The organism is Streptomyces sp. NPDC002574 (assembly GCF_042889545.1).
Lineage (GTDB): Bacteria > Actinomycetota > Actinomycetes > Streptomycetales > Streptomycetaceae > Actinacidiphila.
Genome location: NZ_JBIARB010000012.1, coordinates 45,593 through 65,437 on the forward strand (window position 1 = coordinate 45,593; position 19,845 = coordinate 65,437).

Here is a 19,845-nt window from a genome sequence, read left to right on the forward strand (position 1 = left end):
GCCCATCCAACCCGATCGGGCCTCAGGCCCGCGACAGGGCATCCCGGGCGGCGCGGCCCGCGGCGGCCCCGTAGTGGCCGCCGAAGAGCGCCGCGTGCACCAGCAGCGGGTGCAATTGGTGCAGCGCCACCCGCTCCCGCCGCCCCGGCACCGGGCGCACCTCCTCGTACGCCGCCAGGATCCGCGGCAACTGCGGGCAGCCGAACAGCTCCAGCATCGCCAGGTCCGCCTCCGGGTGGCCGCCCTGCGCGGCCGGGTCGACCAGCCGGGCGCGGCCGTCGGCGGCGAACAGGACGTTGCCGGACCACAGGTCGCCGTGGACCAGCGCGGGCGGCCTCGGGGCTCCCGCGATCCGCGGCAGCAGCTCGCAGACCCGCTCCACCGACCGCACGTCGGCCGGGGCCATCGCGTCACCGGCGGCCTGCCGCAGGTAGGGCAGCAGCCGGTGCTCGGCATGGAAGGCCGGCCAGTCCTCCGGGGCGGCCGGCGGCGGTCCGGCGGGGGACGGCAGCGGGAGCCGGCCGATGAAGCCGGGGCCGGCGGTGCCCCAGGCCGCGGCCGGCACGTCGTGCAGTGCGGCGAGCTCACGGCCCAGCCGTTCGGCCTGGGAGGGCGTGGCGGGCCCGGGCTCGACCCACTCCAGGACCAGGGTGTTCCGGTCGGCCGCCAGCACCTGCGGCACCGCGACCGTGCCGGTGGCGGCGAGCAGCCGCAGTCCCGCGGCCTCCGCGGCGAAGAAACCGTCCGGGGCGTCGTCGAGCGTCTTGGCGAAGACCGCGTCACGGCCGCCGGGCCCGACCAGCCGGGCCGCCGCGCAGATGGAACCGCCGCCCACCGGGACCGGATCGCCCGCGTCCCGGCCCAGCAGGGCCGACACGCGGGCGGCGAGGCCGGCGAGGCCGCCGGGCCGGTTCACGGCGCCGGGGCGGGCTCGCCGAGGGCGTCGCGCACGGTGTCCAGCAGACCGTCGGCGGCGGCCTCGCACATCTCCAGGCAGAGCGCGAAGCCGTCCATGTCCCCGTAGTAGGGGTCCGGTACGTTGAGTGCGGCGGCGTCCGCCGAGCCCGCGACCGCCGGGTCCCAGCTGCGCAGCAGTCGTACCTTGGCGGCGTCCCGCGGGGTCGGCGCGAGGCGCCGCAGGGCCCTCAGGTGCCCGGCGTCCAGGGCGACGACCAGGTCGAGATCGGCGAACCACTCCGGCTGGAACTGCCGGGCGACGTGCTCGTGCCCGTACCCCGCGGCACGGAGCACGGAGACCGTGCGGTGGTCGGCGCCGTCCCCCTCGTGCCAGGAGCCGGTACCCGCGCTGTCGACCACGACCAGGCCGTCGAGCCCGGCCTCCTCGACGCGGGCGCGGAAGACGTGCTCGGCCATGGGCGACCGGCAGATGTTGCCGGTGCAGACGAAGCACACCCGGAACGGTGTGCGGGACGACGACGCAGCGCTCATGGCCTCCATGATGCAGCTCCCGCGCTCAGTCCTCGTCGGGCAGGAGCATGTTCAGCGCCCAGGACACGATGCTGATGATCAGACCGCCGAGCACGGCAGCCCAGAAGCCCTCGACGTGGAAGTCCAGGCTCAGCTTGCCGGACAGCCAGGAGGTCAGCAGCAGCATCAGGGCGTTCACCACCAGGGTGAACAATCCCAGGGTGAGGATCAGCAGGGGGAACGAGAGCAGCTTCACCAACGGCTTCACCAGCCAGTTGACCAGGCCGAAGACCAGGGCGACCAGGATCAGGGTGAGAGCCTTGTGCGCCGTGTCGTCACCGGTGAGCGTGATGCTGCCCACGAGCCAGATGGCCACGAGCAGGGCCCCGGCGTTCGCGAGCGTCTTGACGACGAAGTTCATCATGGCTGAGATCGTCGCAGAAGTGATCGCGCAGGCACAGGGGTGCAAGGGAGCGGGCAAGTGAAGGTGTTCCGGCTGGACGACCTGGAGGCCGAACGCGCCGCCAACAACGGCGCGTATCTGAGCTTCCTGCGGGAGCGGAACATGTCCGCCGGGCTGTACGCGCTGGCGGCCGGCGACCTCGACCCGCAGAAGCCGCACGCCCAGGACGAGATCTACCTGGTGGTGAGCGGCCGCGCGCTGATCACCGTGGGGGAGGAGACGACGCAGGTCGCGCGGGGCAGCGTGGTCTTTGTACCCGCCCGGGTGCCGCACCGTTTCCACCACGTCAGCGAGGATCTGCGGGTCCTGGTGGTCTTCTCGCCGCCGGAGGGATGAGGGGCGCCCCCCCCGGGTCCCGTAGGGGGACGGTCAGGGACGGATGGGGTCCACCGGGCCTCCGCGCGGGCCCCCCGCGGCCCTAGCCTTGGGGACAAGGACGATACGGAGGAGGAAACGGTGAAGCTCTTCGAGGGCGTTCCCTGGTGGGTCAAGTGGATCGCGGTGCCGGTGATCGCGATCGTGGTCTTCGGCGGCATGATCGCCAGCGCGGTCGGCTTCCTGTTCTGGCTGCTGTTCAAGGTGCTGATCTTCGTGGCGCTCGTCGGCGGCCTGGTGTTCGTCGTGAAGAAGGTCACCTCGTCGTCCTCGTCTTCGGACTCCCACGACAGGTGGTGACCCCGCGGGGCCCGGCGAAGACCGGACCCCGCGGGAGCGCGCCGCTCAGTCCTTGAGCGGGACGCGCTCGGGGCGTTGCGGCGCCGAGCCATTGGACGACGGCTCGGCCCCACCGTTCATCTGGGCGAGCAGCTGACGGGCCAGCCCCAGGCCCGTGCCGCCCATGGTGAGCGCCTTGGCGAACATCTCGGACATGCCGTCGGCGCCGTTGAGCAGCACCATGTGGTCGACGTTGCCGAAGGCGGACGCGCCGGCCCGGACGATCTCCGGCCAGTTCTCGGCCAGTTGCTGGGCGACGACCGCCTCCTGGTTCTCCGCCAGCGCGGCGGCCCGCGCCTTGATCGCCTCGGCCTCCGCCAGACCCTTCGCCTTCGCGGACTCGGCCTCCGCCAGACCGCGGGCCTGCGTGGCCGCGGCCTCGGCCTCACCCGTGGCCCGGGTGGCCGCGGCGCTCGCCATACCGCTGAGCTTGGTCTGCTCCGCCTGCGCGGCGGCGGCCGACTTCACCCGGTTCGCCTCGGCGATCGCGGCCAGTTCGGTCTCCTTGGCCTTCGCCTCGGCCGCCGAGATCCGCGCGTCGCGCTCGGCCTCGGCCAGCGTCCGCTTCTCGTACGCGGAGGCGTCCGCCGGCTTGCGGACGTCCGCCTGGAGCTGCTGCTCGCGGCGCTGTGCCTCCAGTTCGGCGACCCGGGTCTCCTGCACCACGACCTCCTGCCGGGCCGCGGCGTCGGCGAGCGGGCCCGCCTGCTGCGCGGACGCGGTGGCCTTGTCCCGTTCGGCCATGTAACCGGCCTGGAGGATCTGGCTGTCCCGGGTGGCCTCCGCCATCCGGGCCGCGGCCTGCTGCTCGGCCTCGGTGGCCATCCGGTCCGCCTCCGCCTGCGCGATACGGGCGTCGCGGTGGACGGCGGCCGCGTGCGGGGCGGAGAGGTTCTTGATGTACCCGGTCGGGTCGACGATCTCGTGGATCTGCAGCGAGTCGATGATCAGGCCGAGCTTCTCCATCTCCGAGCCCGACGCCGCCCGGGTCTCGGCCGTCAGCCGCTCCCGGTCACGGATCATCTGCTCCACCGTCAACCCGCCCACGATGGACCGCAGATGACCGGCGAAGACGTTGTGCACACGCTCGGCCATGAACTTCTGCTGGTCCAGGAAACGCCGCGCGGCGTTGGCGATCGACACGAAGTCGTCGCCGACCTTGAAGATCACCACGCCGTGCACCTTGAGCGGGATGCCCTGCTGCGTGACGCAGTCCACGTTCAGTTCGGCCTCGTTGAGGTCGAGCGACAGCTTCCGCACCACCTGGACACCGGGCATCACCAGCGTTCCGCGACCGGTGACGACGCGGAATCCCATGCCCTCCCCGACACCGTCCGCACGGTGCTTGGAACCCGAGATGACCAGTGCCTCGTTCGGCTCGGCAACCCGCCACATGAGCCGGAACAGCACGATCAACACAATGAGAGCGACGAGCACCGCGCCCGCCGCGACGCCGATCACCATCGGCATACGCCCCCTTACGATTGGCCCCGATCGGGGCCGCGTACGGGAGTGTGCGCCTGCGCAAGACGCACCGGAAGATCCTGGCGCATCCTTGTCGCGTTCTTGATACGAACGCGCCCGACTCCCCTCAGCCGTACGCCGGTACGACGTACACGGTCCGCGGCGGCAGGTACTCGACGACCACCACGACCGTGCCCTTCGCGATGCGCTCCCCCGCGGTCGCCGGGTATGCGAGGAAGGCTTCCGCACCCCCGCGGACCTGCACGATCACCTCGCCGACCAGCTCCGGGCCGACCGTGCCGGTCACCCTCCCCTGAAGCCCGATCACCCTGCCCACCCCCGTACTCGCGGAACTCAGCGCGCCCGCCGCCGGCGGCGCCCGCCGCCCGTGGGGACAGTGTCCCTCCCCGAGCGGTCCGCCGACACCACCAGCGCGGCCAGCGCGGTCGTCAGCGGCACCGCCACCACCAGCCCGATGCTGCCGACCAGGGTCCGGACGATCTCCTCGGCGACCAGCTCGCTGCCGGCCACCGCCAGCACGCCGCGCTGCGCGATGGAGAAGAGCAGCAGCAGCGGGAGCGCGGCGCCCGCGTACGCCAGCACCAGGGTGTTGACCACCGAGGCGATGTGGTCCCGCCCGATGCGCATCGCCGCCCGGTACAACTTCCGCCGGCCGGCGCTCGGATCGGCCTCCCGCAGCTCCCACACGGCCGAGGTCTGGGTGACCGTCACGTCGTCCAGGACACCGAGCGAGCCGATGACGATGCCCGCCAGCAGCAGGCCGTGGATCTCGATGCCCGGGTAGAGGTCGTGGATCAGCCCGGTCTCGTCCGAGGTGTTGCCGCTGAGCACCGCCCAGTCGATGAACACCGAGCCCAGCAGCGCGATCAGCAGCAGCGAGCAGAGCGTGCCGAGGACGGCCACCGAGGTACGGGCGTTGAGGCCGTGGCACATGTAGAGCGCGATCAGCATGATGGCGCTGCCGCCGACGACCGCGACCAGCAGCGGATCACTGCCGTGCAGGATCGCCGGGAGGATGAACAGCGTCAGCACGGCGAAACTGATGATCAGCGCCACCAGCGCCAGGATCCCGCGCAGCCGCCCGACCAGGACCACCGCCGCCGCGAAGAGACCGGCGAGCAGCCACAGCGGCAGCGACCGGTCCACGTCGGCGACCGAGTACTGCAACTCCTTGGGCGCGGCGGGCGCGTAGGACAGGAGGACCTTCTGCCCCTCCGTGTAGTGCCGGGTCTGGCTCGGCTGCACGATCTCGGTGAAGGTACGGCCGGTGTCCTTGCCGGAGGTGACCCGGATGGTCGCCCGCTCGCAGATCGACGGGGCCGCCGACGGGGCGGGAGACGGCCCGCCGGACGGCGTCGCGCCGGGCCCGCCGGGGTTGTTCGGCTCGGCGTTGACGTCCGCGCACTTGACGTTCTCGACCCGCACCACCCGGCCCGACTGCGTCTGCTGGTCGAATCCGACGCCCGTCCGCTTGTGGGCCGGCACCCCGTTCGGCCAGAGCACCACGAGGCCGACCACCACCGCGGCGACGAACGGGATCAGGACCGCGGCGATGACCTTCCGCAGGTGCCGGGAGACCGGCGGCACGGGACCGTGGCCATGGCTGTGCCCGTGGCTGTGCCCGTGGGGCTGGGGTTGCGCATGAGGGGAGTCCACGCGCCGATCATCCCAAGGCCCCCTGGTGTGCGTCGGAGAAGACCCGCTAGCGTGGTCGCACCTTTGCACACCGCGGGAGCTCGGAGCACCGGGCTGAGAGGGCGCTGACCGGCCGAGGGCCACCAGCTGCGTCGACCGCTGAACCTGTTACCGGGTAATGCCGGCGTAGGGAGTGGGTCTCATGACCATGCGCGATGCGAACGCGCGCGACATCGGCTGGCACAAGGGCTATGTGACCGGGTCACGCCCGGACATCGAGGTCCCCGTCCGCCGGGTGCACCTCACCAACGGCCGGGACGTGACGCTGTACGACACGTCCGGACCGTACACCGACCCCACCGTCACCACCGACGTGCGCCGCGGCCTGGAGCCGCTGCGCGAGAACTGGATCGTCGCCCGCGGCGACACCGACGAGTACCCCGGCCGTCCCGTCCGCCCCGAGGACGACGGCATCAAGCACACCTCGCCCCGCGGCGGGCTGCGCAACCTGGACGCCGTTTTCCCCGGCCGTCCGCGCCTGCCCCGGCGCGGACGGGACGGGCGGGCGGTCACCCAGCTCGTGTACGCCCGACGCGGCGAGATCACCCCGGAGATGGAGTTCGTCGCGATCCGCGAGGACGTCGCCCCCGAGGTCGTCCGCGAGGAGATCGCGGCGGGCCGGGCGGTGCTGCCGGCGAACGTCAACCACCCGGAGACCGAGCCGATGATCATCGGCAAGCGGTTCCTGGTGAAGGTCAACGCCAACATCGGCAACTCCGCCGTCGCCTCCTCCATCGAGGAGGAGGTGGAGAAGATGACCTGGGCCACCCGCTGGGGCGCCGACACGGTGATGGACCTGTCCACCGGCCGCAACATCCACACCACCCGCGAGTGGGTGCTGCGCAACTCCCCCGTCCCCATCGGCACCGTGCCCCTCTACCAGGCCCTGGAGAAGGTCGACGGCAGGGCCGAGGAGCTGACCTGGGAGATCTACAAGGACACGGTCGTCGAGCAGGCCGAGCAGGGCGTCGACTACATGACCGTCCACGCGGGCGTCCTGCTGCGGTACGTGCCCCTGACCGCCCGCCGCAGGACCGGCATCGTCTCCCGCGGCGGCTCGATCATGGCGGCCTGGTGCCTGACGCACCACAAGGAGAGCTTCCTCTACGAGAACTTCGAGGAGCTCTGCGAGATCCTCGCCGCCTACGACGTCACGTACTCCCTCGGCGACGGTCTGCGTCCCGGCTCCATCGCCGACGCCAACGACGAGGCCCAGTTCGCGGAGCTGCGCACGCTCGGCGAACTCAACACCGTCGCGAAGCGGCACGGCGTGCAGACCATGATCGAGGGGCCGGGGCATGTCCCGATGCACAAGATCCGCGAGAACGTGGAACTCCAGCAGGAGATCTGCGAGGAGGCGCCGTTCTACACCCTCGGGCCGCTGACCACGGACATCGCGCCCGCCTACGACCACATCACCTCCGGCATCGGCGCCGCGATGATCGCCTGGTGGGGGACGGCGATGCTCTGCTACGTCACCCCCAAGGAGCACCTGGGCCTGCCCGACCGCGACGACGTCAAGACCGGCGTGATCACCTACAAGATCGCCGCCCACGCCGCCGACCTCGCCAAGGGCCATCCCGGCGCGCAGGACTGGGACGACGCCCTGTCCGACGCCCGCTTCGAGTTCCGCTGGGAGGACCAGTTCAACCTGGCCCTCGACCCGGACACGGCACGGGCCTTCCACGACGAGACGCTGCCGGCGGAGCCGGCGAAGACCGCGCACTTCTGCTCCATGTGCGGCCCGAAGTTCTGCTCGATGAAGATCTCCCAGGACATCAGGCGGCAGCACGGCGGCACGGCCGAGGAGATCGAGGCCGGCATGGCGGAGAAGTCGAGGGAGTTCGCCGCCTCGGGCAACCGGGTCTACCTGCCGCTGGCGGACTGAGCCCGCCCCGCACGGAAGCGAACGACACGGCCCCCGGTCCCGCGGCGACGCGGGGACGGGGGCCGTCCGCGGCCGGTGGACCGGGCCGTCGTGCGGCGGTCAGTTGGGGGCGTGGTCGGGGCCCCCGTAGTCCGGGCTGGAGAAGTCGGGGCTGGAGAAGTCGGGACTGGTGAACCGGTGCCCGGGTTCCGGGGAGGACTCGGGGCCGGGGCTGGTGAAGTCGGGGCGGGAGTAACCCAGGCGCGGCATGCGGTGGTTGCCGTCGCCGCCCTGGCGGTCCGGTGGGGGCGGCGGGGCGGAGCCGGCGGCCTTGGCCAGGGCCGCGTCCAGAAAGGGCTGGAGGCCGCGTTCCAGCAGGGCCCGGCGCCAGATCTCGCGCGCCGCGGCGATCTCGGGCGGTTCGTCGGGTGGGTGGTCGCCCTCGGCGGTGGGGTCGTTGCGCAGGGCCGTGAGGAGCAGGCCGATCATGCCGACGACGACGCCGCAGGCGGCGACCGCCGCGAAGAGCCAGCCGGCCTGACGCAACGGACCGGCGATGTCCGGCTCGGGGTGGCCGAGCGCCAGGGCGTAGCCCAGGACGAGGAAGATCACGGCGGCGGTGCCGGCGAGGACGGGTGTGAGGACGGCGACGATCGCGAACAGCCCGGCACCCGAGCCGTCGGCGACGCCCGGTGCGGCGGCGGCGTACCCGATGCCGGAGACGGCGGCGACCCGCTGCTCGCGGCGTTGCTCGGACAGCGCCTCACGGGCCTTGACGTAACTCTCGTACTCCGGGGCCGCGCAGGCGGAGATCGGCGCGGCGGCGCTGAGCGCCATGGTGCGCAACTGCTCGGTGTTGAGCGGGTTCCGGGCGTCCGCGAGGGCGGCCCGGGTGCCCTCCGAGTGCAGGGCCCTGTCGAGGACGCGCTCGAACTCCGGGCGGTCCTCGGCCAGCAGATGTGGAGCGCTGTTCATGTGCATCCCCCGATGCTCCGTCTCCGGTGCCGCCCCGAAGTCCGCGCTGGAGTTCCGGACCGGCTGGGCGGAAGCGGAGGAGAAGCTGCCTACGGATACCCCGATGGTAGAGCGCGGAGGTGACGGGGTGACAGAGTGTTTCCGGAAAATGGGGGTTTCGGGGGCTACAACGGCAGGCGTGCGACCAGGAGTTTGCCGTCCATGGTGACCCCGCCGTCCATGGCCACCGCGAGGTTGTCGGCGTAGACGTGCGGTCCCTCGATCACGGTGGTCCGGTCGGGGGAGTCCGGGGTGTTCTCCCCGCCGACCTCGCCGAGCAGGTACGGGATGGGGCTGTGGCCGTGCACGACGCGCCGGCCGCCGTAGGTGTCCAGCAGTTCCCGGGCCGCCTGCGCCCCGGCCTCGCCGCGGAAGGCGAAGCGCCGGGTGAACTTGCGGAACAGCTCCCAGCACTCGTCGGCGTCGCCGCGCTGCAGGATGCCGGTGACCGTGTCGTTCATGGCGTCGATGGTCTCGCCGTACTCCAGGTACGCCGTGGTGTCGGAGTGCAGCAGGAGGTGGCCGTCGGCGAGGGCGGCCGCGTCCAGCCGGGACATCCAGGCGATGTGGTGGTCCTCGAGCCGCTCCATGTCGCTGGTCTGGCCGCCGTTGAGGCGCCAGGCGGCCAGGAAGGTGGCGGTGCCGGCGGCGGAGTTCACCGGTGTGTCGCCGAAGCGGTGGGCGCCGTAGAGCAGCAGCTCGTGGTTGCCCATGAGGGCGCGGGTGTAGCCGCCGGCCGCGGCGGCCTCGGCGGACAACTGCATGACCAGGTCGATGACGCCGACGCCGTCCGGGCCGCGGTCGGTGAAGTCGCCGAGGAACCACAGGCGGGCGTTGCCGGCCGCCCAGTGCCCCTCGGCGTCGATCAGCCCGATCGCGTACAGGGCGTCGCAGAGCTCGCCGAGGTAGCCGTGGACGTCGCCGACCACGTAGAGCGGGCCGAGCGGCGGTTCGTCGGCGGCGCTGATGACCGGGAGGTCGCGCTGGGTGGGCGTGTACTCCTCGGGGAGCGGCGCCTCGTCGACGAGCGTGGGCTCGTAGCCGGACTGCGGGCCGGGAGGCGCCGGTGGCGCGCTCTGGGCCGCGGCCTCCGCACCCTGTGGATGCCCGCCGAACCCCGTGCCGAGCATGGGTCCCTGACCTGCCCCCTGAGTCATCGAACCCTCCACCGTCGCGCCGCCATCCGCCCATCATAGGAATGACGATGTCGCGGCGTGACACACCTGGTGATAGCGATTTCATCTGGTCCGGACAAAATCCCCCGGGGCGGGCCCATCGCGCCCCGGAGGATACGGCTCCGCATCGTTGGGTCCGGGTGCGCGCCGCCGTGCCCCGGGTCCCCGCCGGGCGGCTCATCCCCCGGAGGGCCCCCGCGGCGGGTTCACCGTGGTGCGGGGGGAGCGGGGCTGGGAGGAGGTGCGGACGATGAGGTCCGTCGGCATGACCTGCTGCACCGGCCGGCCGCCGTCCACGCCCTCGATGGCGTCGATGAGCAGTTGGACGACGGCGGTGCCGATGCGTCCCGGTTTGAGGGAGAGCGTGGTGATGGGCGGCTCGGTGGCCGCGTAGACCATGCTCTCGCTGCAGCACACCAGCAGCAGGTCCTCCGGGACGCGCAGCCCGTAGCGGCGGGCGGCGGCCAGCAGGTCGGTGCCGTTGGGGTCGAAGAGGCCGTAGACCGCGTCGGGCCGGTCGGGGCGGGCGAGCAGCCGGTCGGCGGCGACCGCCCCGGCGCAGGGGTCGTGGGCCGGGTAGGACTCGACCACCGGTTCCTGCCCGATGCGCTCGCACCAGCTGAGGTAGGCGCTGGTCGACAGCCGGGTGTAGGTGTCCGTGCTGGTGCCGGTGAGCAGGCCGATCCGGCGGGCGCCGGACTCGGCGAGGTGCTCCAGGATGCCGAGAACGGCGGCCTCGTGGTCGTTGTCGACCCAGGCCTGGACGGGCAGGCTGCCGGCCGGGCGGCCGTCGCTGACCACGGGGATGCCCTGCCGGACCAGTTCGGTGACCATCGGGTCGTGGTCGGAGGGGTCGATCACGACGGTGCCGTCGAGCGCGACGTTGCTCCACACGTCGTGGCGGGACGAGGCGGGCAGGATGACCAGGGCGTAGCCGCGGGCGAGCGCGGCGGAGGTGGCGGCCCTGGCCATCTCGGCGAAGTAGGCGAACTCGGTGAAGGTGAAAGGTTCTTCCCCGTAGGTGGTCACGGTCAGCCCGATGAGCCCCGACCGGCCGGTGCGCAGCGTGCGGGCGGCGGCCGAGGGCCGGTAGCCCAGCCGGTCGGCGACCTCACGGACGTGGCGGCGGGTGGCGTCGGGCAGCCGGCCCTTGCCGTTGAGCGCGTCGGAGACAGTGGTGATCGAGACACCGGCCGCGGCGGCCACGTCCCTGATGCCCGCCCGCTCCAGCCGGCGTCCGACGGGCCGGTTCGCCTGGTGGTTCCCTGCTGCTGTCATGGCGTGGTGATAGTAGGGCTCGGGTGGTCCGTTCGCGGGGGGCCCGCGTGGCGCATTGACAGAGACGTTTCTGCGTCCGGCGATCCGGGACGATACCTTGAATGCGCAGGTCGCATGAGGTTTCGACCGCTGGTTACGTGACCGGCCGCCGGGATAGCGGGGGCATGTGCCCCTGGTCAGGAGCAGCATCAACTCACCCCTACGAGGGATGCGCGCCACCGCGCGCGCCACCGGCGCGCATCGCTTCCTCCAGCACGCCGCCGCGGCCGGGCGCCCCTCGGTGCCCGCACGCTTCGGGGCCTCCCCAGAGAGGGGGGCCGCTCGTATGGTGTGGGCATGAACCCCCGACTGCGCCGCGAACTGGACGGTATCCCCACCTACAAGCCGGGTCGACCCCCGGCGGTGGCGGACGGCGTGACGGCTTACAAGCTGTCCTCCAACGAGAATCCCTACCCGCCGCTGCCCGGTGTCCTCGAGGCGGTCACGGCCGCCGCGGGGAGCTTCAACCGCTATCCCGACATGGCCTGCACCACGCTCCAGACCGAGCTGGCGGACCGGTTCGGCGTTCCCCCCGAGCACATCGCGACCGGCACCGGATCGGTCGGCGTCGCCCAGCAGTTGCTCCAGATCACCTCGGGCCCCGGCGACGAGGTCGTCTACGCCTGGCGGTCCTTCGAGGCATATCCGATCATCACGCAGATCAGCGGTGCGACCGCGGTGCCGGTCCCGCTGGACGCCGAGGAGACGCACGACCTCGACGCGATGGCGGACGCGATCACCGACCGCACCCGGCTGGTCTTCGTCTGCAACCCCAACAACCCCACCGGCACCGTGGTCCGCCGCGCCGCGCTGGAGCGCTTCCTGGACCGTGTCCCCTCCGACGTGCTCGTCGTCCTGGACGAGGCGTACAAGGAGTTCATCCGCGACCCCGAGGTGCCCGACGGCGTCGAGGTCTACCGGGACCGGCCCAACGTCGCCGTGCTGCGCACCTTCTCCAAGGCGTACGGTCTGGCCGGCCTGCGCGTCGGCTTCGCGATCGCGCACGAGCCGGTGGCGGTGGCGCTGCGCAAGACCGCCGTCCCCTTCGGCGTCAGCCAGCTCGCCCAGGACGCCGCGGTGGCCTCGCTGCGCGCCGAGGAGGCGCTGATGGACCGGGTGGACGCGCTGGTCGCCGAGCGGGCCCGGGTGTACGAGGGGCTGACCGCGCAGGGCTGGACGGTCCCGGTGACGCAGGCCAACTTCGTCTGGCTGCGGCTGGGGGACCGTACGACGGACTTCGCGGCGCGCTGCGAGAGCGCGGGCGTCACGGTGCGTCCGTTCGCCGGCGAGGGCGTGCGGATCACGATCGGCGAGACCGCCGCCAACGACGTGCTGCTGCGCACGGCCGAAGCCTTCCGCAAGGAGCTGTAGCCGAGCTGCAGCCCCGGCGCTTCCTCCCTTTTGCCCCCTCCCACCCCCCCGGTGCGAGGGGGCAAAAGTATGTACGTCATACTGAGCTTGTGAATGCGTTCACATTCACAAGCTCGCAAGATAGGAGGCGTGACGTGGACCTGGCACTGGACCCCGTCGTCGTCGCGCGATGGCAATTCGGTATCACGACCGTCTACCACTACCTCTTCGTCCCCCTCACGATCTCCCTCGCCGCCCTGACCGCCGGCCTCCAGACGGCCTGGGTGCGCAGCGGCAAGGAGAAGTACCTCCGGGCGACCAAGTTCTGGGGCAAGCTCTTCCTGATCAACATCGCCATGGGCGTGGCCACCGGCCTGGTCCAGGAGTTCCAGTTCGGCATGAACTGGTCGGACTACTCGCGCTTCGTCGGCGACGTGTTCGGCGCCCCGCTCGCCTTCGAGTCGCTGATCGCCTTCTTCTTCGAGTCCACCTTCATCGGCCTGTGGATCTTCGGCTGGGACAAGCTCCCGCAGAAGCTCCACCTGGCCTGCATCTGGCTGGTCTCGCTGGGCACGATCCTGTCCGCGTACTTCATCCTCGCCGCCAACTCCTGGATGCAGCACCCGGTCGGCTACCGCTACAACAAGGTCACCGGCCGTGCCGAACTCACCGACTTCTGGGCCGTGCTCACCCAGAACACCACCCTCGTCGTGGTCTTCCACACGCTGACCGCGGCCTTCCTGACCGGTGCCGCCTTCATGATCGGCATATCGGCGTACCACCTGGCCCGCCGCAAGCACGTCGCCGTCATGCGGACCTCGCTGCGCCTGGCCCTGGTCACCGCCGTCGTCGCCGGTCTGCTCACCGCGATCAGCGGCGACCGGCTGGGCAAGGTCATGTACCAGCAGCAGCCGATGAAGATGGCCGCCGCCGAGGCCCTGTGGGACGGCGAGTCCCCGGCCCCGTTCTCGATCTTCGCGTACGGCGACGTCGAGAAGGGCCACAACACGGTGGCCGTCGAGGTCCCCGGCCTGCTGTCCTTCCTCGCCCACGACGACTTCAGCTCCTACGTCCCCGGCATCAACGACGTCAACAAGGCCGAGCAGGCGAAGTACGGGCCCGGCGACTACCGGCCCAGCATCCCGGTCGCCTACTGGGGCTTCCGCTGGATGATCGGCTTCGGCATGACCTCCTTCGCGGTCGGCCTGGCCGGACTCTGGCTCACCCGCCGCAGGTTCTGGCTGGCCGAGGACCGGCGCACCGCCGACGACGAGCCACCGCACCTGATGCTCACCAGGAACACCGCCCTCTCCCCGGCGCTGTCCCGCTGGTACTGGCGGATCGGGCTGCTCACCATGGGCTTCCCGCTGATCGCCAACTCCTGGGGCTGGATCTTCACCGAGAACGGCCGCCAGCCGTGGGTCGTGTACGGGCTGCTGCGCACCGAGGACGCGGTCTCCCCCGGCGTCTCCACCGCCGAGATGCTCACCTCGCTGATCGTCCTCACCGGGCTCTACGCCGTCCTCGCCGTCGTCGAGGTCAAGCTCCTGGTCACGTACGCCAAGGCCGGGCCACCCGAGCTCACCGAGGCCGACCTCCATCCGCCCACGAAGATCGGCGGCGACGCCGACGCCGACCGCCCGATGGCGTTCTCGTACTAGGGAGAGACGGCATGCACCTCCACGACGTCTGGTTCGTCATCATCGCCGTCCTGTGGACCGGCTACTTCTTCCTCGAGGGCTTCGACTTCGGCATCGGCGTCCTCACCCGGCTGCTCGCCCGCGACCGCCCCGAGCGGCGGGTGCTGATCAACACCATCGGCCCGGTCTGGGACGGCAACGAGGTCTGGCTGATCACCGCCGCCGGCGCCACCTTCGCCGCCTTCCCCGAGTGGTACGCCACCTTGTTCTCCGGCTTCTACCTGCCGCTGCTGGCGATCCTGCTCTGCCTGATCGTCCGGGTCGTCGCCTTCGAGTACCGCGCCAAGCGCCCCGGCGAGCGCTGGCAGGTCACCTGGGAACGGGCCATCTTCTGGACCTCCCTCATCCCCGCGTTCCTGTGGGGCGTGGTCTTCGCCGACATCGTGCACGGCGTGGCGATCGACCGGTCCGGCGACTACACCGGGCAGGTCTGGGATCTGCTCGGTCCGTACGCGCTGCTCGGCGGGCTGGTCACGCTGAGCCTCTTCACCTTCCACGGGGCGGTCTTCGCGGCGCTCAAGACCCTCGGCGACATCCGCGCGCGGGCCCGCCGCTTCGCCACGGGCGCCGGCGCGGTCACCGCGGTGCTCGCGGTGGCGTTCCTGGCGTGGACGCGGGGCAGCGGCGGGGACTCCGCGAGCCTGGCCACCGCGATCGCCGCCGTTCTGGCGCTGCTCGGGGCGCTCGGCGCGAACCTGCGCGGGCGGGAGGGCTGGGCGTTCGCCCTGTCCGGGGTCACGGTCGTCGCCGTCGTGGCGACGCTGTTCCTGACGCTCTTCCCGGACGTCATGCCCTCGTCGTCGGACCCGGCGTGGAACCTGACGGTCGAGAACGCGTCCTCGACCCCCTACACCCTGAAGATCATGACCTGGTGCGCGGGGATCGCGGCACCGCTGGTCGTGCTCTACCAGGGCTGGACGTACTGGGTGTTCCGCAAGCGGATCGGCACCCAGCACATCGCCGAAGCGCACTGAGCGACACGAGGGGCTGTTTCACGTGAAACCCGTCGACCCGCGGCTGCTGCGGTACGCCCGCGCCACCCGCGTCTTCCTCGCCGTCTCCGTCCTGTTGGGCCTCGCCGGCGCGGGGCTGGTCATCGCCCAGGCGATGCTCCTCGCGAAGATCGTGGTCGGCGGGTTCCAGGACGGCCTCGGCGCGGGGGAGTTGCGCACCCCGCTGCTGCTGCTCGCCGCGGTCGCGGCCGGCCGGGCCCTGGTCTCCTGGCTCACCGAACTGTGCGCGCACCGGGCCGCGGCGGAGGTGAAGTCCACCCTGCGCACCCGGCTGATCGACCACGCGACCCTGCTCGGCCCGTCACAGCTCACCGACCGCAGGACCGGTGAACTCACCGCCCTCGCCACCCGCGGAATCGACGCCCTCGACGGCTACTTCGCCCGCTACCTGCCGCAACTCGGGCTCGCCGTCGTCGTTCCCGCCGCCGTCCTCGCCCGCATCGTCACCGAGGACTGGGTCTCGGCAGCCATCATCGCCGGCACCCTGCCCCTCGTCCCGTTGTTCATGGTCCTCATCGGCTGGGCCACCCAGGCCCACATGGACCGCCAATGGCAGCTGCTCGCCCGGCTGTCCGGGCACTTCCTCGACGTCGTCGCCGGTCTTCCCACACTCAAGGTCTTCGGCCGCGCCAAGGCGCAGGCGGCGTCGATCCGCGCCGTCACCGCCGACTACCGGCGGGCCACGATGCGGACGCTGCGCATCTCCTTCCTCTCCTCCTTCGCCCTCGAACTGCTCTCCACGCTCTCGGTGGCCCTCGTCGCGGTCGGCGTCGGCATGCGCCTCGTGCACGGTGAACTCGACCTGTACACCGGGCTGGTCATCCTCGTCCTCGCACCCGAGGCGTACCTGCCGCTGCGGCAGGTCGGCACCCACTACCACGCGGCGGCCGAAGGGCTGTCGGCCGCCGACGAGGTCTTCGCCCTCCTGGAGACCCCGGCCCCGCGGCACGGGGACGCCGCCGCCCCCGACCCGCGCACCGCGGCCGTCGAGGCCGAGGGCCTCACCGTCGCCGGCCGCCTCGGCGCGGTGTCCCTGCGGGTCTCCCCCGGTGAGACGGTCGCGATCACCGGAGCCAGCGGCGTCGGCAAGTCCACGCTGCTGAGCGTGCTCCTCGGCTTCACCCGGCCGACCGCCGGACGCGTGCTGGTCGGCGGCACCGACCTCGGCGATCTCGAACCCGCCGACTGGCACCGGCACATCGCCTGGGTCCCGCAGCGGCCCCACCTCTTCGCCGGCACCATCGCCGACAACGTCCGGCTCGCCCGCCCGGACGCGGACGACGCGCGGGTGCGCGCCGCCCTCGACGACGCGGGCGCCCCCGAACTCGACCCCGCCCGCCGGCTCGGCGAAGCCGGATCCGGGCTCTCCGCCGGGCAGCGTCAACGGGTCGCGCTCGCGCGGGCGTTCCTCGCCGACCGGCCGGTCCTCCTACTGGACGAGCCCACGGCGGCGCTGGACGGCGAGACCGAGGCCGCCGTGGTCGACGCGGTCCGGCGGCTCGCCGTCGGCCGCACCGTCCTGCTGGTCGTCCACCGGCCCGCACTGCTGGCGATCGCGGACCGCGAGGTGCGGCTCGGCGACGGACCGGCGCGCGCGGGCGTCCGGCCCTTCGGAGCGGCCGCGTTGTCCGCGCGTCCCCAGGTGCCTGCCGAACCTGCCGACCAGGACACCGGTGCCGGCGCGCCCGCCCGTTCCACCGGGACCCGGCCGGGGGAGGCCGGCGCGGCCCGGCGGGTGCGGGCCGCGGCGTCGCCGCTGCGGCCGCGGTTCGTGCTCGCGCTGGTGCTGGCGGCGCTCGCGCTGCTCAGCGCGGTCGGCCTGATGGCGACCTCCGCATGGCTGATCGCCCGGGCCTCGCAACAGCCCCCGGTGCTCTATCTGATGGTCGCGGTGACGGCGACCAGGGCCTTCGGCATCGGACGTGCCGCGTTCCGGTACGCGGAGCGCCTGGTGTCGCACGACGCGACGTTCCGCGCGCTCGCCGACCTGCGGGTGGCGGTCTACCGCCGCCTGGAGCGGCTGGCGCCGGCCGGGCTGCGCGACATCCGCCGCGGGGACCTGCTCTCCCGCCTCGTCGCGGACGTGGACTCGCTCCAGGACTACTTCCTGCGCTGGCTGCTGCCCGCCTCCGCGGCCGCGCTCACCGGCGCCGCGGCAGCCGGGTTCACGGCATGGCTGCTGCCGGAGGCCGGAGCCGCCCTCGCCCTGGGGCTGCTCGTGGCGGGCGCGGCCCTACCGGCACTGTCGTCCGCGCTGTCCCGCCGGGCGGAGCACGCCCTCGCCCCGGCGCGCGGGGAACTGGCCACGCAGGTGGTCGACGTGCTCACCGGCACGGCCGAGTCGGCCGTCGCCGGGGCACTGCCCGCACGGCGCGCCAAGGCCGCGGACGCGGACCGCGCGCTGACCCGGATCGCGGCCCGCTCGGCGGCCGGGGCGGCCCTCGGCGCGGGCCTGAGCACCCTGCTGACCGGGCTGACCGTCGTCGTGTGCGCCTTCGCCGGCGTGCAGGCCACCGCCGCCGGACGGCTGGACGGACTCGGACTCGCGGTGGTCGTGCTCACCCCGCTGGCCGCCTTCGAGGCTGTCGCGGGCCTGCCCCTCGCGGCCCAGCACCGCCGCCGCAGCCTGCGCGCCGCACAGCGGGTCCACGACGTCCTGGACGCCCCCGAGCCCGTACGGGAGCCGGAGCACCCGGCGCGGCCGCCGCGGGCACCGCACCCGGTGGTGCTGCGCGCCCTGACCGCGCGGCACCCCGGACAGCCGGTGCCCGCGCTCGACGGCGTGGACCTGGAACTGACCCCCGGCCGCCGCGTGGCCGTCGTGGGCCCCTCCGGCGCGGGCAAGACGACCCTGGCCCACGTCCTGCTCCGCTTCCTGGACCCCGAGTCCGGCTCCTACACCCTCGCCGGCACCGACGCGACGACCCTCGACGGCGACGCCGTCCGCCGCATGGTGGGGCTGTGCGCGCAGGACGCGCACGCCTTCGACAGCACGGTCCGGGAGAACCTGCGGATGGCCCGCCCCGGCGCCCCGGACGCCGAGCTGACCGGAGCCCTGGCCGCCGCCCGGCTGGACCTCGGCCTCGACACCCCCGTGGGCGAGCACGGCACCCGCCTGTCCGGCGGCCAGCGCCAGCGCCTCGCCCTCGCCCGCGCGCTGCTCGCCGGCTTCCCCGTCCTCGTCCTCGACGAGCCCGCCGAGCACCTCGACCTGGCCACGGCCGACGCCCTCACCGCCGATCTGCTGGCCGCGACGGCCGGCCGGACGACCGTCCTGATCACGCACCGCCTCACCGGACTGGCCGACGTCGACGAGATCGTCGTCCTCGACCGGGGCCGGGTCGTGCAGCGCGGCACCTACGACGGGCTGGCCGCCGCCGAGGGCCCCTTCCGCCGCACGCTGGAGCGCGAACGCGCAGCTGACGCGCGGACCGCGGCGCTTCCCGCACCGGCATGAGGGCCGCTCCCGGCCTACGCTCGCGGTATGGCAGAACGACTCGCCAAGCTGCTCGACGCGGTCGGCTCCGTCACCACGGCACTGCTCGGCAACCCGGGGGCCGGGGCGCTCGACGTCGTCGCGGAGCAGGCCCGTGCGCTGGTGGAGGCCGACGCGGGGCTCGTTCTGCTGCCGACCGCCGAGGGCGGCCTGGAGGTCGTCGCCGCCTCGGCCGACCATCCGGCAGGACTGGTCGGCACCGTCCTGGAGGGCGACAGCCCGGCCGTCGCGCCCCTGCTGGCGGGGGAACCGGTCCACATCGAGGACGCGGCCACCGACGACCGCATGGGCGCGACCATCACGCCCCGCTTCGGACCCAGCATGATGCTGCCGCTGCTGAGCAGCGGGCATGTGATGGGGGCGCTGGCCCTGCCGCGGGTGCGCGGCGCCCCGGGCTTCACCGAGGACGACCGCATGTTCGCCACGCAGTTCGCCGCGCAGGCCGCGCTGGCGCTACTGCTCGCCGAGGCGCAGCGGGACCGCAACCGGCTGGCGGTGTACGAGGAGCGCGACCGCATCGCCCGCGACCTGCACGACCTGGTCATCCAGCGGCTCTTCGCCACCGGGCTGATGCTCCAGGGCGCCATCCGCAAGTCGGTGCCCCCCGAGGCCGAGGCGAGCATCGCCCACGCCGTCGACGAACTGGACGCCACCATCCAGGAGGTGCGCACCGCGATCTTCGCCCTCCAGCAGGAGCCCGGTGACGACGCCCCGGCGGGACTGCGCGCCCAGGTGCTGCGGGAGACCTCCGTGGTCGCCCGGGGCCTGGGCTTCCCGCCCTCCGTGCGCTTCGTGGGCCCCGTCGACTCACGGGTCGGCGCGCTCAGCGCGCGCAACCTGATCGCCGCGCTGCGGGAGGCGCTGTCGAACGTGCTGCGGCACGCCGGGGCCACCCGGGTCGAGGTGGTCGTGGACGCCACCGCCGTGCTCGGCGAGGGGCTGGAGGGGGTCCGGCTCATCGTCTCCGACGACGGGGTCGGCATCCCGGAGACCGGGCGGCGCAGCGGCCTGCGCAACCTGGCCCGGCGGGCCGAGGCGCTGGGCGGCGAGTCCACCTTCGGGCCGGGCCCCGACGGCCAGGGCACCACCCTGGCCTGGGAAGCGCCCCTGTGACGGTGCCCGGGGCAG

The 19,845-nt window shown here is 72.8% G+C and carries 16 protein-coding genes, 1 pseudogene and 1 riboswitch; of the genes and pseudogenes, 8 read left to right on the plus strand and 9 right to left on the minus strand.

Features of this window, described 5'->3' with window-relative positions; genetic code table 11:
* Positions 1 to 22 precede the first annotated feature (22 nt).
* The 3 genes from ACFYXS_RS27910 to ACFYXS_RS27920 are packed head-to-tail and all read right to left on the minus strand — an operon-like array spanning position 23 to position 1,852.
* Positions 23 to 916 carry a fructosamine kinase family protein gene (locus tag ACFYXS_RS27910; protein WP_389253008.1) on the minus strand — a complete coding sequence of 298 codons (894 nt, stop codon included), beginning with the start codon at positions 914 to 916 and terminating at the stop codon, positions 23 to 25.
* Positions 913 to 1,449, minus strand: coding sequence for a low molecular weight protein-tyrosine-phosphatase (locus ACFYXS_RS27915; RefSeq protein ID WP_389253011.1), 537 nt, complete (start codon positions 1,447 to 1,449; stop codon positions 913 to 915). The genes ACFYXS_RS27910 and ACFYXS_RS27915 overlap by 4 nt, the downstream gene beginning before the upstream one ends.
* 25 nt (positions 1,450 to 1,474) lie before the next feature.
* Entirely contained in the window at positions 1,475 to 1,852 is a 378-nt protein-coding gene (locus ACFYXS_RS27920; RefSeq protein WP_389253014.1) for a phage holin family protein, read from the minus strand.
* A 57-nt stretch (positions 1,853 to 1,909) separates the two neighbouring features.
* Between ACFYXS_RS27920 and ACFYXS_RS27925 the strand changes: the two genes are divergently transcribed.
* A complete protein-coding gene (locus tag ACFYXS_RS27925) occupies positions 1,910 to 2,227 on the plus strand; it encodes a cupin domain-containing protein (protein ID WP_389253016.1) in 318 nt (105 codons plus the stop codon).
* Between the two features lie 120 nt (positions 2,228 to 2,347).
* Complete coding sequence (locus ACFYXS_RS27930) at positions 2,348 to 2,566, plus strand: DUF5326 family protein (protein WP_319663393.1); 219 nt, start codon at positions 2,348 to 2,350, stop codon at positions 2,564 to 2,566.
* 45 nt (positions 2,567 to 2,611) lie between these two features.
* Here ACFYXS_RS27930 and ACFYXS_RS27935 read toward each other — a convergent pair whose 3' ends face one another.
* From ACFYXS_RS27935 to ACFYXS_RS27945, 3 genes are all read right to left on the minus strand, one after another.
* A complete protein-coding gene (locus tag ACFYXS_RS27935; protein WP_389253019.1) occupies positions 2,612 to 4,075 on the minus strand; it encodes an SPFH domain-containing protein in 1,464 nt (487 codons plus the stop codon).
* 121 nt (positions 4,076 to 4,196) lie between these two features.
* A complete protein-coding gene (locus tag ACFYXS_RS27940) occupies positions 4,197 to 4,397 on the minus strand; it encodes a hypothetical protein (protein WP_389253021.1) in 201 nt (66 codons plus the stop codon).
* Positions 4,398 to 4,423: 26 nt separating this feature from the next.
* Positions 4,424 to 5,746: a YibE/F family protein gene (locus ACFYXS_RS27945; protein WP_389253023.1), complete on the minus strand. Its 1,323-nt coding sequence runs from the start codon at positions 5,744 to 5,746 to the stop codon at positions 4,424 to 4,426.
* Between the two features lie 62 nt (positions 5,747 to 5,808).
* Positions 5,809 to 5,936: riboswitch (TPP riboswitch) on the plus strand.
* On the opposite strand from ACFYXS_RS27945, the gene thiC reads away from it, so the two are divergent.
* Entirely contained in the window at positions 5,928 to 7,673 is a 1,746-nt protein-coding gene (gene thiC / locus ACFYXS_RS27950) for a phosphomethylpyrimidine synthase ThiC (RefSeq protein WP_389253025.1), read from the plus strand. It overlaps the preceding riboswitch by 9 nt.
* Before the next feature lie 99 nt (positions 7,674 to 7,772).
* Here the strand turns inward: thiC and ACFYXS_RS27955 are convergent, their stop codons facing one another.
* The 3 genes from ACFYXS_RS27955 to ACFYXS_RS27965 form a co-directional block, all read right to left on the minus strand.
* A complete protein-coding gene (locus ACFYXS_RS27955; protein WP_389253027.1) occupies positions 7,773 to 8,633 on the minus strand; it encodes a hypothetical protein in 861 nt (286 codons plus the stop codon).
* A 158-nt stretch (positions 8,634 to 8,791) separates the two neighbouring features.
* Positions 8,792 to 9,796, minus strand: coding sequence for a metallophosphoesterase (locus tag ACFYXS_RS27960; protein WP_389253029.1), 1,005 nt, complete (start codon positions 9,794 to 9,796; stop codon positions 8,792 to 8,794).
* Between the two features lie 222 nt (positions 9,797 to 10,018).
* The gene (locus ACFYXS_RS27965) at positions 10,019 to 11,119 is read right to left on the minus strand and encodes a LacI family DNA-binding transcriptional regulator (RefSeq protein ID WP_389253031.1); all 1,101 of its coding nucleotides are present in this window, start codon (positions 11,117 to 11,119) and stop codon (positions 10,019 to 10,021) included.
* A gap of 336 nt (positions 11,120 to 11,455) precedes the next feature.
* Here ACFYXS_RS27965 and hisC point away from each other — a divergent pair, with 336 nt between their 5' ends.
* The 5 genes and pseudogenes from hisC to ACFYXS_RS27990 form a co-directional block, all read left to right on the plus strand.
* Positions 11,456 to 12,529 carry a histidinol-phosphate transaminase gene (hisC, locus tag ACFYXS_RS27970; RefSeq protein ID WP_389253033.1) on the plus strand — a complete coding sequence of 358 codons (1,074 nt, stop codon included), beginning with the start codon at positions 11,456 to 11,458 and terminating at the stop codon, positions 12,527 to 12,529.
* 134 nt (positions 12,530 to 12,663) lie between these two features.
* Entirely contained in the window at positions 12,664 to 14,169 is a 1,506-nt protein-coding gene (locus ACFYXS_RS27975) for a cytochrome ubiquinol oxidase subunit I (protein ID WP_389253035.1), read from the plus strand.
* Between the two features lie 11 nt (positions 14,170 to 14,180).
* Positions 14,181 to 15,182: a cytochrome d ubiquinol oxidase subunit II gene (cydB, locus tag ACFYXS_RS27980; RefSeq protein ID WP_389253037.1), complete on the plus strand. Its 1,002-nt coding sequence runs from the start codon at positions 14,181 to 14,183 to the stop codon at positions 15,180 to 15,182.
* 22 nt (positions 15,183 to 15,204) lie between these two features.
* Positions 15,205 to 18,678, plus strand: coding sequence for a thiol reductant ABC exporter subunit CydD (gene cydD, locus ACFYXS_RS27985; protein ID WP_389253039.1), 3,474 nt, complete (start codon positions 15,205 to 15,207; stop codon positions 18,676 to 18,678).
* Between the two features lie 51 nt (positions 18,679 to 18,729).
* A pseudogene (locus ACFYXS_RS27990) lies at positions 18,730 to 19,830 on the plus strand (GAF domain-containing sensor histidine kinase); the annotation flags it as partial.
* Positions 19,831 to 19,845: the final 15 nt, after the last annotated feature.